This is a genomic window from Streptomyces sp. NBC_01116 (assembly GCF_041435495.1).
In the GTDB taxonomy this organism is placed as follows: domain Bacteria; phylum Actinomycetota; class Actinomycetes; order Streptomycetales; family Streptomycetaceae; genus Streptomyces.
In genome coordinates this window covers 5,087,708-5,102,538 of the sequence record NZ_CP108644.1, presented here as the reverse complement: position 1 = coordinate 5,102,538, position 14,831 = coordinate 5,087,708, and the positions used below count along the sequence as shown (strand labels likewise).

At 71.7% G+C, this 14,831-nt stretch carries 13 protein-coding genes; 7 read left to right on the top strand and 6 right to left on the bottom strand.

Going from position 1 to position 14,831, the window contains the following annotated elements; all coding sequences use genetic code 11:
• The first annotated feature begins 9 nt into the window (after positions 1 to 9).
• A complete protein-coding gene (locus OG245_RS22385; RefSeq protein ID WP_371625269.1) occupies positions 10 to 843 on the top strand; it encodes a helix-turn-helix domain-containing protein in 834 nt (277 codons plus the stop codon).
• Between the two features lie 210 nt (positions 844 to 1,053).
• Positions 1,054 to 1,524, top strand: a complete 471-nt coding sequence (locus OG245_RS22380; RefSeq protein WP_371625268.1) for a hypothetical protein — start codon at positions 1,054 to 1,056, stop codon at positions 1,522 to 1,524.
• 45 nt (positions 1,525 to 1,569) lie between these two features.
• Here OG245_RS22380 and OG245_RS22375 read toward each other — a convergent pair whose 3' ends face one another.
• Positions 1,570 to 2,430: a hypothetical protein gene (locus tag OG245_RS22375; protein ID WP_371625267.1), complete on the bottom strand. Its 861-nt coding sequence runs from the start codon at positions 2,428 to 2,430 to the stop codon at positions 1,570 to 1,572.
• 162 nt (positions 2,431 to 2,592) lie between these two features.
• Positions 2,593 to 3,822 carry a S1 family peptidase gene (locus OG245_RS22370; protein ID WP_371625266.1) on the bottom strand — a complete coding sequence of 410 codons (1,230 nt, stop codon included), beginning with the start codon at positions 3,820 to 3,822 and terminating at the stop codon, positions 2,593 to 2,595.
• Between the two features lie 440 nt (positions 3,823 to 4,262).
• On the opposite strand from OG245_RS22370, the gene OG245_RS22365 reads away from it, so the two are divergent.
• Positions 4,263 to 4,916, top strand: a complete 654-nt coding sequence (locus OG245_RS22365; protein ID WP_371625265.1) for a GntR family transcriptional regulator — start codon at positions 4,263 to 4,265, stop codon at positions 4,914 to 4,916.
• Positions 4,917 to 5,154: 238 nt separating this feature from the next.
• Positions 5,155 to 6,162, top strand: coding sequence for a 1-aminocyclopropane-1-carboxylate deaminase (locus tag OG245_RS22360; RefSeq protein ID WP_371625264.1), 1,008 nt, complete (start codon positions 5,155 to 5,157; stop codon positions 6,160 to 6,162).
• Between the two features lie 184 nt (positions 6,163 to 6,346).
• Here the strand turns inward: OG245_RS22360 and OG245_RS22355 are convergent, their stop codons facing one another.
• Positions 6,347 to 7,174 carry an alpha/beta fold hydrolase gene (locus tag OG245_RS22355; protein ID WP_371625263.1) on the bottom strand — a complete coding sequence of 276 codons (828 nt, stop codon included), beginning with the start codon at positions 7,172 to 7,174 and terminating at the stop codon, positions 6,347 to 6,349.
• Between the two features lie 295 nt (positions 7,175 to 7,469).
• On the opposite strand from OG245_RS22355, the gene OG245_RS22350 reads away from it, so the two are divergent.
• From OG245_RS22350 to OG245_RS22340, 3 genes are all read left to right on the top strand, one after another.
• The gene (locus OG245_RS22350) at positions 7,470 to 8,321 is read left to right on the top strand and encodes an HAD family hydrolase (RefSeq protein ID WP_371625262.1); all 852 of its coding nucleotides are present in this window, start codon (positions 7,470 to 7,472) and stop codon (positions 8,319 to 8,321) included.
• 163 nt (positions 8,322 to 8,484) lie between these two features.
• On the top strand, positions 8,485 to 9,000 hold the full coding sequence (locus tag OG245_RS22345) for a lytic polysaccharide monooxygenase auxiliary activity family 9 protein (protein ID WP_371625261.1): 516 nt from the start codon (positions 8,485 to 8,487) through the stop codon (positions 8,998 to 9,000).
• A 251-nt stretch (positions 9,001 to 9,251) separates the two neighbouring features.
• On the top strand, positions 9,252 to 10,061 hold the full coding sequence (locus tag OG245_RS22340; RefSeq protein WP_371625260.1) for a calcium-binding protein: 810 nt from the start codon (positions 9,252 to 9,254) through the stop codon (positions 10,059 to 10,061).
• Positions 10,062 to 10,095: 34 nt separating this feature from the next.
• Here OG245_RS22340 and OG245_RS22335 read toward each other — a convergent pair whose 3' ends face one another.
• The 3 genes from OG245_RS22335 to OG245_RS22325 form a co-directional block, all read right to left on the bottom strand.
• The gene (locus tag OG245_RS22335; protein WP_371625259.1) at positions 10,096 to 10,845 is read right to left on the bottom strand and encodes a DUF1838 family protein; all 750 of its coding nucleotides are present in this window, start codon (positions 10,843 to 10,845) and stop codon (positions 10,096 to 10,098) included.
• Positions 10,846 to 10,925: 80 nt separating this feature from the next.
• Positions 10,926 to 12,998 (bottom strand): SpoIIE family protein phosphatase, encoded by a 2,073-nt coding sequence (locus tag OG245_RS22330; protein WP_371627953.1) that lies wholly within the window; start codon positions 12,996 to 12,998, stop codon positions 10,926 to 10,928.
• Between the two features lie 475 nt (positions 12,999 to 13,473).
• The gene (locus tag OG245_RS22325) at positions 13,474 to 14,760 is read right to left on the bottom strand and encodes a hypothetical protein (protein WP_371625258.1); all 1,287 of its coding nucleotides are present in this window, start codon (positions 14,758 to 14,760) and stop codon (positions 13,474 to 13,476) included.
• Between the last annotated feature and the right edge of the window lie 71 nt (positions 14,761 to 14,831).

Sequence of the window (14,831 nt, the reverse complement as noted above, 5' to 3'; positions counted from 1 at the left end):
TGAAGGGCCTTGACCTTCCAACCTGAGCAACTGATCAGGTCCGCGGCCGATCTGGCCCGGTCACTTCGCGACCTGCGCAAGCGAGCCGGACTCTCCCAGATCCGGCTCGCTCAACGCTGCGCCATGTCACAGACGAAACTCAGCAACATCGAGACCGGCCGGGTAAGCCCGAACCTCGTCGATGTGGAGCCGATTCTGAGGGCACTTGAGGCCTCACCGAGCGTCACAGCCGAAGTGATGACGCTGGCCCGTCTCGCACATACGGAGTGGCAGGGTAAACGGGCGTCGCGGCGCAGGGGCCTGGAGAAGCGTCAAGCAGAGCTGGCCGGCCTGGAGTCCGAGGCCAGGGTTCTCCGCTACTTTCTGCCCGCCATGGTGACCGGCCTCCTCGCCACGCCCGAATACGTGAGCGCCAGCCTCAGTGGATCACCGGGAGACAAGTCGGTGACTATCGCCAGAAAGCTGGAAAGGCAGGCCATTCTTTACGACACCGCCAAGTCGTTCACTTTCCTGCTGACGGAGCAGGCGGTGCGATGGCCCGTACTTCATCGAGCCGCCATCGCCGTACAGATCGACCGCCTGGTTTCGCTTTCTCATCTGCCGAACGTGCGCATCGGACTGCTTCCGACGGGGTCAGCCACGAGCCGGGGCCTCATGAACACGTTCACGGTCTACGATCAACGTCTCGCCACGGTCGAAACCTTCACGGGGCGCATAGTCTTCCAGGATGCCCGTGACATTTCCGAGCACGTGAGAATTTTCGAGACGTACGAACGCCTCGCTCCCTTCGGCGAAGAAGCAAGGCGCACCCTCACCGCATGGGCGAATCTATTCCGCTCATGATCTTTATTCCGCCACACGAAAAATCGACCCATCGCCCTGTTGGTCGACCGACTATGGCTCGTGTCGCCGAGCCGGCATCGGAGGGTGCGTGGCGCTAACGCATCAAGCGACCGCGCCGGACCGGCACACCCCTGTTCGGCATATCAGAAGGGCACCCACAGTGAACGACCTTTACCGACTCCCCATCGACACAGCCGAGTTCGCGAAGGCATGCGGCGGCGCCATCACGGTTACGCCTGGGTCGGCGAGAAGGCGATGTTCGACAAGGAGAGCATCCGCAGGCCGCCCGGCGAGGCCCCGACGGCGACCAGCGAGCAGGAGGTGCACCACCGGTACCGGGAAGCCGTAGCCGCGTTCCCGTCCTCCGGTGTGCCGCCGATCCAGACAGCCCACTGGCTCATGAAGCCTTCCTCGACGATTCGAGGCACCTGGGAGGAGCCCGAGGAAGCCGGAGCGTGGCTGAGCCTGCAACTCACGGACCTCGCAGCGCGGTTCGCCTCGCCGCAGGACCGTGAAGCCACCAGGCTGCCGCTGCTCGTCGAAGCGGCCGTCGAACGGCTCACGGAAGGCGGAGACGTGTCCCTCGGCCACTACCTGCGCGGCACGCTCTTCCACTCGGTCGCCCTCGTCACCTGCTCCCCGAACCGCTCCACCCCCGGTCTGCCCTGCCCTGCCCGGTGACCGTCCCACCCACCGCGGGCGCACGCACACGCGGCCCCGCGTCGCTCAGTCCGGCCAGGTCCACTCGATCCCGTACACGCCCGGTACGCACCGCGTCGGCACGAAGTGCGTCGTGTGGAAGTCGTCCAGGGCCGTGCGCCGGCGGTGGCAGGGGTCGGCGCCGATCCGCTCGCGGCGGTATCCCCAGCAGTGGGTGGGCACCGCCCGGGGGTCGAAGCGCACATGCAGCAGGTACGCGCGCAGGGGCACGGTGACGCGGCGCTCGTGCTGCCAGGAGACCTCTCCGTCCGCTCGGAGGGTGTAGGCGATGACCGCCGTCTCCGTACGGGCCAGTCGGCGGCCGAGCGGGATGTCGGCCGCCACACAGCCCAGCTCTTCCAGGAAGCGGATGCGGGGTGCGGGGCGTCCGGGGACGGTGAGGACGGCCGTCCCCGCTTTCGGGCGGTCGAGGAAGTGGACGACGCTGAGGTGGTCGACCCCGTCGTGAACCGCCTGCACCACGGTGGTCACCGAGGTCTCCCGGATGGCCCGGCGATCGTCCAGGCAGACCGTCTCCTGGACGGTCAGCGCGCGCAGGCCCGCGTTGAAGTGGGCGAAGGCGTCGCCGAGGGCCTGCTCGACGTCGGAGTCCTCACCGAAGACGCCGCGGGCGGTGGCCGGGTCGGGCGGGCGGGCCCCGCCACGGGGGCGGTGCGGTCCGAGCAGCGAACGCAGAGCGCCGGTCGGCAGGTCCAGGAGGGACTCCAGGGCGTCGACGGCACGCAGCGACTGGGCCTTCTCGGGCTGGCTGCGGCCGCGCTGCCAGTGGCTGAGGGTGGCGAGGCTGACGGATATCTGCTGCGCCCGCAGGTGGTCGCGGATGCGTTCCAGCGGCAGTCCGCGTCGGCGCAGGGCGTGACGGAACACGGCCGCGAACGTCGCGTCGGTCCCTTCGAGATCTTCGTGATCTTCGTGATCTTCGAGATTGAGGATGTGCGGCATGGCGTCTCTCAACGGTCTGCGGGCACCGGCGGGGGGCCGCCCACCCTAGCCCGGTGGACGGCCCCTGGTCAGCCCTTCTGCCGCAGGTCAGTTGGTGTTGAGGGTCAGTCCGTAGTGGGCGAGGGTGTCGTCGAGCGGCTGGAAGTAGGAGGAGCCGCGGGAGTTGACTCCGCCGGTGCAGCGCTGGTTGGTGGGACCGCCGGAGGTCATGCCCTGGGCCTGGTTGCCGGAGATGTACGCGCCGCCGCTGTCGCCGCCCTCCGTGCAGACGCTGGAGGTGGCGAGGCCGGTGACGACGGTGTCGGGCCCGCCGTTGAGGTCGACGTAGGTGACCGAGACGTTGTAGGAGCCGACCGTGCCACAGGTCCAGCCGGTGGTGGCACCGGACTTGCAGAGCGAGGCGCCGGAGGCGGCCCGGCTGCTGCCCCGGACGGCGATGGGGTTGGTGTTGCCCCAGGTGCCGACGCTGGTGGTGATGGAGTGGCCGGAGTTGATGGAGGCGATACCCATGTCGACGCTGCGGGTGCCGAGCGCGTAGCGGGTCTTGGTCCCCTTGGCGAAGGCGGTGCCGTCGTAGCGCAGGGTCGGGAGGTTGGCGACGCAGTGGCCGGCGGTGACCAGGTACTGGTTGCCGGACCGGTCGCGGGCGCCGTAGCCGACGGAACACCAGCCGGTGGTGTTGTTGATCGTCATCTTGCTGCCGGGGTATATCGCGGCCTGGGGCGCGACCTTCTCCTCACCGCGCACGATCTCGACGGCGGAGCCGTGCTTCGCCGCAGCGGCGAGGAACGCCTTGGCGGGGGCCGAGCGGTCGCTGTTCACCTTGACGACGACCCGGTCGGCGGCGAGGTCCACCGACCAGGCCACCACTCCGGCGGGGGCGCTCTTCGCGGCGGAGGCGTCGAGCTGCGCCTTGATCCGGTCCAGAGTGTCCTCGCCGCGCGCGGGCAGCCGGGCTTCGAGTCCGGCCCGCTCGAACCGGGCGACGTCGACCCGGTTCTCGGCGTTGACGGTCAGGTCGCCGGAGGCGTCGAAGAACGCGCCGCCGTCGGACAGTCCGCCCTTGCGGAGCTCGGCGAGCCGCTTCTGCTGGGCGTCCTGCCGGTCCAGGCGTTCGGTCGCCGCCTTCTCGTCCACGCCGAGTGACGCGGCGAGCGCCCGCACCATCTCGGGCTGGTAGAGCGGGGCGGACGAGTCCCCGACGGGAGCGGCGTCCTGGGCCTGGGCGGTGGCCTGGGTTCCCATGACCATGGAGGCCGAGAGCGCAGCGACCACGAAGGCGAATCTGTATTTGCTGGAATTGCGGGAATTACGCATGCTGATTCCTTCCGAATGGCAGGCCAGAACTCGCGAGGGGGGTTGGTGCGGCGATACGTCAGCGCGTATCGCCGGGAGTGAGTCCTTGCCCGGCGGCGGGAGCGAGGCTCGCCGCGAAAAGAACTGTGGCCCAACGACCACGGGCCATCAAGGTGGTTGACGGCGCGAAGTTTTTACAGAACGTCGGGGGAACTGTTTAAGCGCACCCGGCGGTGCAGGCGCGTGGGGCCTTTTCGTCCGGGGTGATTTTCCGATGCGAAATCCTGAAGCCGGACGGCCGCCCGGATGGCTACGGCAGGTACGGGCGCAGCATGACGGCCGAGAAGACGCTCTTCCTCCTGGAGCCGCCCGTTCGGAACCTCCGCCGCCGGAGACGGTCCAACATCCGTCGCGTGCAGGGCCCTTGACAGTCTCCACCTCGGCAGCATGCAATATATTGCATGCCAGTTCCGCAGAACCGAGGTCTCGTCTCCCGGTCGCTCCTCCGTGAGAGCGCCTACCGGGCCATCCGTGACGCCATCGTCGACGGCACCCTCGCGCCCGGTGAACGCCTCAACGACGGCGACCTGGTCGCCTGGCTCGGAGTCAGCCGTACGCCGGTGCGCGAAGCGCTGGCACGGCTGGAGCAGGCAGGGCTGGTGCAGACGAAGCCCGGCCGGTACACCATCGTGAGTCCGCTCGACGTCCGCGCCGTGCGGGCCGCGCAGTCGGTCACCTCCGCCATGCACGAACTCGCCGTACGGGAGGCGGTTCCGCAGCTGGACGCGGTCGAGCTCGACGCCATGCGCGAGGCGAACGCCCGGTTCGCGGACGCCTTGCGGCACAACGACGCCGAGGCGGCGCTGGAGGCCGACGACGCCTTCCACCGCGTTGCCGTGACCGCCTGCGCCAACGCCGCCGTCGCCACCGTCCTCGATCAGTTCACGCCCGTGCTGCGACGCCTGGAGCGGCTGCGCTTCTCCTCGTTGAGCGGGCGCGGGTCGGTCGCCCAGCACGACCGGATCATCGCGCTGTGCGCGGCCGGGGACGTCGAGGGGGCCGTTTCCGCGACCCGGGCGAACTGGCGGACGCTGCTGCCGTTGCTCGACGCCTAAGGGCTGTCCCGCAATTCCCGGTGGATCAGGGAGCGGGGTCCGGTGCGTGCGACGGCAAGGCGGAGGACGGAGTCACCGCGGAGCAGTGGCGACCGGCGACAACGCCGCAGGTGCGCGTGCCGGGCCCCGCGAGCCCGACCTGATCCGAACGAGAGGCCCTGGCCCTGAACGATCTCCACCACGCGTCCCGTCGCCGGGCCGCCGTGCCGGACCCATCCACGCCCATGAGGAGCCCGCGATGTCCCTTGACGACTTCGAGCGTTATCCCCTGCTGTTCGGCCCCAGCCCGGTGCATCCGCTGGACCGGCTCAGCGACCACCTCGGCGGTGCGCGCATCTGGGCCAAGCGCGAGGACTGCAACGCCGGCCTCGCCTACGGCGGCAACAAGACCCGCAAGCTGGAGTACCTGCTGCCCGACGCTCTCCGACAGGGCGCGGACACGCTCGTCAGCATCGGCGGCGTGCAGTCCAACCACACGCGACAGGTGGCGGCCGTCGCCGCCCACGCCGGTCTGAAGGCGGTCCTGATCCAGGAGAGCTGGGTGGACTGGCCCGACGCGGTCAACGACAAGGTCGGCAACATCCTGCTGTCCCGCATCATGGGCGCCGACGTGCGGCTGGTGCAGGCGGGCTTCGGGATCGGCGTCAAGGACAGCTGGCGTCAGGCGCTGGACGACGTACGGGCCGCGGGCGGCACTCCGTACGCCATTCCGGCCGGTGGGTCGGACCATCCGCTCGGCGGCCTCGGGTTCGCGAACTGGGCGCGCGAAGTGGAGTGGCAGGAGCAGGAGTTGGGCGTCTTCTTCGACACCGTCGTGGTGTGCAGCGTCACGGGCAGCACCCAGGCCGGCATGATCGCCGGGTTCGCGGGTCAGGACCGGCCGCGGCGGGTCCTGGGCATCGACGCGTCGGCGAAGCTCACCGAGACCCGCGACCAGGTGGCGAGGATCGCCCGTGACACCGCCGGACTCATCGGCCTGGGACGAGAGCTGGAAGACGCCGAGATCACCGTGCTGGAAGGCTGGGCCGGAGACCTCTACGGCGTACCCGTGGCGTCCACGGTGGACGCCATCAAGCTCACCGGCCGGCTCGAAGGCATGATCATCGACCCGGTCTACGAGGGCAAGTCCATGGCCGGGCTCATCGATCTGGTGCGCGGCGGCGAGATCCCCGGGAGCTCCAACGTCCTGTACGCGCACCTCGGTGGTCAGCCCGCGCTCAACGCCTACAGCGGCGTCTTCCGCTGACGCCCCCTCGCCCCCTCGCCCCCTCGCCCGCGGGGCGCGATCGTCCTCCTCCTCGGCAAGGGCGCCCCGGGCCCGAGAACGCCGTCCGGGCCACCCCGAGCGGCGACGACCCCACCGTGCGGGCACGGTGGGGTCGTCGCCCGGACTCGTACCCCGCGGGCAGGCGGGACAGGAGCTGCCGGGATCAGCCCTTGAGGAAGTCCAGCAGATCCTGGTTGAACCTCTCCTTGTCGCCGGGCACCAGGGCGATACCGTGGGAGCCGCCCTCGTACACCTTGAGCGTGGCGTTCGGGATGAGCTTCGCGGACTTGCGGCCGGTCGCGTCGATCGGGACGACCTGATCGTCGTCGCCGTGCACCACCAGGGTCGGCACGTCGAACTTCTTCAGGTCCTCGTGGAAATCCGTCGACGCGAAGGCGTCCACGCAGTCGACGCCGCCCTCGATGGTCTGGGCCATGGCCATGTACCAGAAGGCGTCCTTGTTGCCCTGCGTGACCTTGTTGCCGTCCCGGTTGGCGCCGAAGAAGCCGACCGCGGTGTCCTTCCAGAACTGCGAGCGTTCGGTGAGGATGCCGTCCTTGATGCCGTCGAAGACCGACTGCGGCACCCCCTCGGGGCTGTCGGGGCCCTGGAGCATCAGCGGGGGGATCGCGGACAGCAGGACGGCCGACGCGATCCGGCCGGTGCCGTGGCGGCCGATGTAGCGGGCCAGCTCACCACCGCCCATCGAGTGGGCCACCAGGGTCACGTCCCGCAGGTCGAGCTGGGTGATCAGGTCGTTAAGGTCGTCCGCGAAGGTGTCGAAGTCGTACCCGTCGTACACCGGCGTGGAGCGGCCGTGACCGCGGCGGTCGTGGGCGATCCCGCGGTAGCCCGCGTCGGCGACGGCTTTGAGCTGGTCCTGCCAGGCGTCGCCGTTCAGCGGCCAGCCGTGGATGAAGACCACGGGCCGGCCACGGCCCCAGTCCTTGTAGAAGATGTCGACACCGTCACGGGTGGTGATGACCGGCATGGCGTACCTCTCCGAGACTCTTCGGATGTGCGGCAGCCCGACCGCGGCACGGCGGGCCAGGAGGCTCTCCGTCCCACCGCCGGCCGGAGCGCGGCGGTGAGCGTCGCCTCTCGTTACACCCCCCTCGTCCGATTGTTCACACGGCCACGGCTCCCGCATCTCGGCTCGCCTTCCCGTTGCCGTCCCCTCTCGCCGACCCTCGCGGAGGGGGCATCAACCTCGCGACGAGGGGCACCCATACCCGATCCGTCTCCGGTGGGCAAGCGGCCGTTCGGGGCCTTCTAGGCTGGGGCCCATGCCCACGCCACCCGCATACGCCACCGGCACGCCCCCCGCCCATGCCCTCGTCGCCACGGACCTGGACGGCACCCTTCTGCGTCCGGACGACACCGTGAGCGCCCGGTCCCGACGCGCGCTCGCCCTCGCCGCCTCCGCCGGAGCCCGCCACCTGGTCGTCACCGGGCGGCCCGTGCCCGGGATACGGGCGTTGCTCGCCGATCTGGCGTACACCGGGCTCGTCGTCTGCGGGCAGGGCACCCAGCTGTACGAGGCCGGGGCGGGCGGCGGGCGGCTGCTGCGGTCCGTCGCCCTGGACCGGGAGGCCGCCGACACCGCGCTCGGGAAGATCGAGGCCGAGGTCGGGGCCGTGTTCGCCGCCGTGGACCAGGACGGCGTGGACGGGGTGACGCTGATCGAGGCCGGGTACCGGATGCCGAACCCGACGCTTCCCGCCCAACGCGTGGACTCGCGGGCCGCGTTGTGGGAGCGGCCCGTGATCAAGGTGCTGGTGCGCCACCCCGACCTGGGCGACGACGCGCTGGCCTCGGCGGCGCGCGGGGCCGTGGGTGATCTGGCGTCGGTGACGATGGCGGGTCCCGGGACGGTGGAGCTGGCCCCGCGCGGAGTGGACAAGGGCACGGGGCTGGCGGTGGCCGCCGGGCTGCTGGGGATCGGGGCGGAGCGGATCGTCGCGTTCGGCGACATGCCCAACGACCTGCCGATGTTCGCCGGTTCGGGCCACCGGGTGGCCATGGGCAACGCGCATCCGGAGCTGCGCGCGGCGGCCGACGAGGTGACCCTGTCGAACGCGGAGGACGGGGTCGCGGTGGTCCTGGAGCGGCTGTTCGGCACGGCGGACGCCCGGTAGCCGGGTACGGGGATCGCACCCGGGCACTAGCTTGGTCTAGACCAAGCGCGGTACGCTTCCGTCGCTAGCCGCGACAGCCCCACCGTCACGGCATAGCTGCTTGACATGCGCATGCTTGCCCCGTCTCGTGCGGGCGAGCACGGACCCCCACAGAGGAGTTGTCATGAAAAGCAAGAGGCTCTTAGCCGTCGCCATCGGCGCGGGCATCGCCCCGCTCCTGGCCGTCACGTTGCCCGCGGGCAACGCGAGCGCACACGGCTACATCTCGTCGCCCCCCAGCCGACAGGCCCAGTGCGCCGCCGGAACGGTCTCCTGCGGCGCCATCAAGTACGAGCCGCAGAGCGTCGAGGGCCCCAAGGGGCTGTCGAGTTGCAGCGGAGGGAACGCCGGCTTCGCCGAGCTCAACAATGACAGCAAGGGCTGGAAGGTCACCCCGGTCGGCCGGACGACCAGCTTCAACTGGCGGCTGACGGCACGGCACGCCACCAGCACCTGGCAGTACTACGCGGGCGGCCGCAAGATCGCGGAGTTCAACGACGGCGGCGCCCGGCCGGGCGAGACCGTCACCCACCAGGTCAGCTTCGGCAGCCTGTCCGGCAAGCAGAAGGTCCTGGCCGTGTGGAACATCGCCGACACGGCCAACGCCTTCTACGCCTGCGTGGACGTGAACGTGAGCTGACGCGGCACCGCGTGGACGTGGAGCTGACACGGCACCACGCGAACGTGGAGCTGACGCGGTACCGCGTGCACGTGAGCTGACGCGGTACCGCACCCGCCCGGCCCCGCCGGGACGAACAGAGCCTGTCCGGGGTACCGGAGCGCGCCGGTCGCGGCCGCGAGGAAGCCGCCCTCGCGACCGCGGTCGCCGGCGCCCCGGGCAGGCCCCCGCCAGCAGGCCGACCCACCGGCCGCCCATCGAGATGAGGTCCCATGATCCGACACCGACTCACCGCCCGCGCGGCCGCCGTGGCCCTGCTCACCACCGGCCTCGCCGCCTCCCCGGCACTCGCCGCCTCCCCGGCGATCGGCGGCCCCACGGCGATCGGCGGCCCCACGGGCACCGCGGCGAAGTCCCGCGTCGGCGCCGACTGGGCGAAGCAGTCGATCACCTTCACCGCGGGCGCGGGCCAGGTGAACGACCTCCACGTGGTGCCCATGGACCGGGGCGACGGAGTACGGCGGATCGGCTTCCGCGACGCGGTCCCGCTCGTACCCGGCGACCACTGCACCTACCTCACCCCCGGCGACGAGACCTACGTCGTCTGCGAACTGCCCACCGACAGCTCCCGGCCGGACCGGATCGACGTCTTCCTCGGCGACGGCGACGACGAGATCGCCACCAGCGACCCCGGGGTCGCGACCGTCAGCGGCGGCCCCGGCGACGACATGCTGCACGCGCACACCGCGCACACGGTGCGGGGCGACGCGGGGAACGACATGGTCATGGGACGCGTGGTCCTGGACGGCGGCGACGGCATGGACCACCTGATGGCCGTCGACGGCGACCAGCGGCTGTGGGGCGGACGGGGCGACGACATGATCGAGGCGTACGACGGCAACGACGTCGTGTACGCGGGCGCGGGCGACGACCACGTCATGGGCGGCGAGGGCGACGACATCCTGCTCGGCGGCACCGGCGACGACATGGTGCACGGCGAGGACGGGAACGACCTGATCGTCGGAGGCCCCGGCAAGGACAGCGTCGACGGCGGCCCCGGCCGGAACATCGTTCTCCGGTAGGCGGCGCCGGGGGTCACGGGGCGCCCCGTGACCCTCAGCCCCGGGGCGGGTCGAGCCTGCGGAAGTAGGTCCAGCTGGTCTCGTTCGGCTCGCTCCACTTCTCCGGGGCGTGGGAGAACTCCGGGTGGTGGGCGGCGATGTGGGCGCGGGTGCGCTCGGGGACCTCGGCGTACGCGCCGAGCTTGCGGCCCCGGCAGTGGAAGGTGAGACCGCCGGGCCGCTGCCCCCGGGCCATCCACGGGAGCCACGGGGACATCCGGCTCCACGACATGGTGGCCGGGACACTGGGCGACGGGCCCGCCAGGTCGGCGCGGTCGGCGAAGAACTGGAAGAGCTCCAGGGCCTTGTACGTGTCGCCCGCCGAATGCACCGGGTACTCGGCCACCGGCAGCGGCGACGGGTAGGCGAGCGGGATCTCCAGGCTGAAGCAGACCTGATCCCCGAGGTCGGTCGTCGGGATCGGGAAGGGACGCCACTTCTGGTTCGCCGGATCGTTCCAGACGTGCACCACCGGCAGGTCCTGCCAGGTCTCCAGGATCTCGCGGCTGACGGGGTCCAGATAGAACGCGGCCTCACGGGTGAGCAGTCGGTACGCGTCCGGCCCGGCCTCCGGGTCCTGGACCAGACGGGAGACGTTGAGGCCCTCGAAACCGAAGATCCGCCGGTAGGGCTCGTCTGGGGCCCAGGAGTACACGTCCCCGGACCACCAGTACGTGACCTCCTCGCCGTCGAGGGAAGCACGGGTACGGGCGAAGGAGCGCAGCGGCTCCGCGGGGTTCGTCATACGGACCACTCTGCGCGATCGGCGCGCTCACCGGGTGCCCGGTGGCGGAATCGGACCGGCCGGGGCGGGGGCGGGAGCGGTCAGGAACCGCCGCTCGGCAGTTCCTGCTCGGTCCACAGCACCTTGCCGTCCGGCCCGTGGCGGGCTCCCCAGTGGGAGGCGAGCCGGGAGACGATGAACAGGCCCCGGCCGCCCTCGTCGACGGTCCGGGCGTGCCGCAGGTGCGGGGAGGCCGTGGAGCCGTCGTGGACCTCGCAGGTCAGCGTGGAGTCCAGCAGGAGGCGCAGCCGCAGCGGCGGGGTGCCGTAGCGGACGGCGTTGGTGACCAGCTCGCTGACGATCAGCTCCGTCGCCTCGACGGTGTCCTCGTCCAGCCCCCAGCCCTGGAGCCGGTCGCGCACGAGCTCCCGGGCCGTGGCGGGCGTCGTGCGGTCCTGGGCCAGGTCCCAGGTGGCGACCAGGTGGTCGGAGACCGTACCCGTACGGGCCAGGAGCAGGGCCGCGCCGGCGGAGCGGGTGTCGTCCGGCAGCGCGTACACGATGTCGTCGCCCAGTTGCTGGAGGCTTCGGCCCGGCCGGGCGAGGGTCTCGGTGATGCGTTCGGCCGCGTGGTCGCCGGAGAGCAGGTCGGCGGTGCAGAACGCGAGGAGGCTGCCCACCTCCAGGGTGACGGTGGCGGGGGCGAAGAGAGCGCTGTCGGTGGAGAAGAGCCCGGGCCCCTCCGGCACGTCGAGGGCGACGGCCCGCCCGTCGGGGCCGACGATCAGCGGCGCGGGATACCCGGCCCGCGCGACGGTGCAGGTCCGGGTGAACGGGTCGTAGACCCCGTACACGCAGCCCGCGCTGAGGGGTTCGTCGTGGAGGGCGTCGGCCGGCGGCAGGGAGGCGCGTTCGTGGGCGAGGCGGTCGGCGGTGTCCTTGAGCCGGGCGAGGACCTCCTCCGGCTCCAGGTCGAGACCCGCCAGCGCCTGGATGACCGTACGCAGCTGGCCCATGGCGATGGCGGACTGGAGGCCCTCGCCCGGGACGCCGCCCACGACGAGCGCGGTTCGGGCGCCGGACAGGGCGATGGTGTCGAACCAGCAGCCGCTGTCCCGGCCGGGCAGCAGGACGTGGGCGGTGTCGACGGCGGCCTGCTGCCGTTCGGCCTGCGGGAGCAGCCTCCGCTGGACCGTCGAGGCGATGACGTGCTCGCGCTCGTAGCGGCGGGCGTTGTCGATGCCGAGGGACGCCCGGGTGGCCGCCGAGACGGCGAGGGAGAGGTCGTCGTCGTCGAAGGGCTCGGATGCTCCGCAGCGGTAGAGGCTGAGCAGGCCGAGGACCGCGCCCCGCAGGGTGAGGGGCACGACGACCAGGGAGTGCGCGCCGGTCTCCGCGACGGCGCGCGCCCCGTCGGGGTCGGTGGCCGGCCACGGGGTGCCGGGCCCGAGCGGGACGAGCCGGGCCCGCAGATCGGTGGTGGCGAGCGCGTACGGCGTACGGGCGAGGAGGTGGCGGGTCGCCCCCGCCGAGCGCGCCCGGCCCCCGCCCTCCCCCTCGCCCGGCGCCGTGTCCCGCACGGAGTCGCACCGGCCGCTCGCGGCGCGGCGCAGCGGGGTGCCGGGCGGCAGCGGGCCCACCGGCGGGTCGGCGCCGCGCAGGACGTCGTCCACCACCTCGACGACGGCGAGGTCGGCGAATCCGGGCACCAGGGCGTCCGCGAAGGCGCGGCAGGTGGTGGCGACGTCGAGAGAGCCGCCGACCGCCTCCCGCACGGCGGCGAGCGCGGCTTCCCGGCCGCGGGCCCGTTGGCGCTCGGTGACGTCGACGACCGCGGTCAGCAGGCCGCGGGCGGGTGCGCCGGGGCCGCCGGGGCCGTCGAGCCGGTAGGAGGAGACCAGGAACTCCCGGTCGCCGGGGATCTCGCGGAGCCGGCCGCGCACGAGGCGGTCGCGCACCGGGCCTTCGCCGGCGAGCACCCGCTTCATGAGCTGCTCGGAGCCGTCCGGGTCTTCGAGCCGGAAGGCCTCGGTGAACCGGCGGCCGATGTACTGCCCCGTGTCCACGCCGTCGAAGAGCGAGTTGGCCCGTACGAGACGGAGCTGCGGGTCGAGCACGACCAGGCCGACGGCCGACTGGGTGAACAGGGTCGCCAGCAGTGCCTCGTCCAGCAGTTCCGCGTCCAGCAGTGCCTCGTCCAGCTGGTCCGCGTCCAGCTGGTCCGCGTCCAGCTGGTCCGCGTCCAGCTGGTCCGCGTCCAGCTGGTCCGCGTCCAGCTGGTCCGCGTCCAGCTGGTCCGCGTCCAGCTGGTCCGCGTCCAGCTGGTCCGCGTCCAGCTGGTCCGGAACGCCCCGGGGCGTTCCGGGCCCGGCCGGGGTCTCGGCGTCCGCCACGACTCCACCCGCCCTCCGGCTCCGGCGCACCGGTGCATCGGAGCCGGCACGCGCCGGACCAGCATCACCCGCCGACCCGGGCCCGGCCACCGGTGAAGGGCAGAGGCGTGAACGACGGGTCCGGCGGCAGGGACGGCGGACCGGTGGAGCCTCTTACACCTCGTCTCCTGCGCCTCGTCTCCTGCACCTCGTCTCTGGCGTCATGCGTCTCGTCTCTGATGCGCCTCGTCTCTTGATCTCGCCGACCGGCTCGGGTTCAGGCGGGCTCCCCCAGGCACGTCAGGGCTTGGCGGAAGTCGTCGAGGGCCGGGCCGAAAGCGTGGTCGACGGCGTGCAGGGTCGACCGGTCGATCAGTCTTCCGGCCAGCGCTCGCGGGCCCTTTGCCGGGTCGTGCCGAGCCAGCCGACGGGCCAGGTCCACTCCCTCGTCGTACAGGGAACGCACGTCGTCCGCGATCAGACGCACGCGCGTCTCCTGGAAGACGGCGGTGCGGAGGGTGAGGGCCCGATGCAGGCGGACCAGATCGGCCAGGTGCCGGTCCGGGTCCTCGGCGGCCCGTGGAACGAGGGCGTCCACCTGGGCCCGCAGGGCCTGCCGGCTGTCGACGTCGTGCCACTGGGCCCGGGGCGACCCTCGCATCGGCGCCGTGTCCGAAGGCGGACGCGGTTCACCGGGCGCGGGCGACCGGTCGCCGTAGGCACCGGAGAGGGTCACCAGCGCCGCCCAGAAGCTCCGTTGGTAACCGCTCCAGGTCTTCCGCTCACCGGTGTCGGCCAACTCCGTCAGCACGGCGAGTGCTTCGTGCCGTGCCAGGGCCGCTCGCTCGTCCCGACCGTGGGTGTCGAGCAGCCGGGCGTACCCGACGAGCGCGTAGAGGTGGCAGACCATCGGGCCGCGGTCCGCCGCTGCGTCGGCCGCCTCCATGGTGACGGCCGCCTCGAACGCGGCGAGCGCGTCGTCGACGCGGCCGGCGTCGAGGAGAGCGGCGATCCGGTCCAGGAGCGTCCAAGCGAGGGCCCCGCCGCGGGGCCCCTGGGGCAGGAGCGCCGCGACCAACTCGTCCATGGCGTCGGCGGCCTCGGCGTACCAGCCTTCCTCGGCAAGTCCGGCAGCCCACTCGTCGAGCCCCTTGATTACCGGAGCGCCGGCCGACGCGGCCCGGGCGCGGCTGATGTCGAGCATCTCGGCGCACCGGGCAAGGCCCTCCGTGCGTCGGCCCAGGCGGTACAGCTCCCTGCGGTGGCTGTCGAGTGCCTGGTAGAGGACATCGGCTCGGGCGGGTTCGGCCGGATCGATGCGCCGCGCCACGGCCACCGCCTCCTCGCACAGCTCCGGGGCGGACGCGTGCCGGGTGCCGGACCCGGTGTCGTAGCAGAGACGTTGAAGCGCCCTGGCCAGGAGCGGTAGATACGATGCGGGGCTGACCCGGGCGAGCACCCGGTAGGCGTCGACCTCCTCGCCCGGAGTGCGGCGTCCCGACGCGAGCAGCACGTTCCGCGCTCGGACGATGTCGTCCTGATCGACTTTCCGCGAGTGATTCATAGCGGGAATTGTGGGGGCCCCGGCAGGGGCCCAACAAGGCTGTCCAGCTGTGCCGTTACTCCTACGGAAAT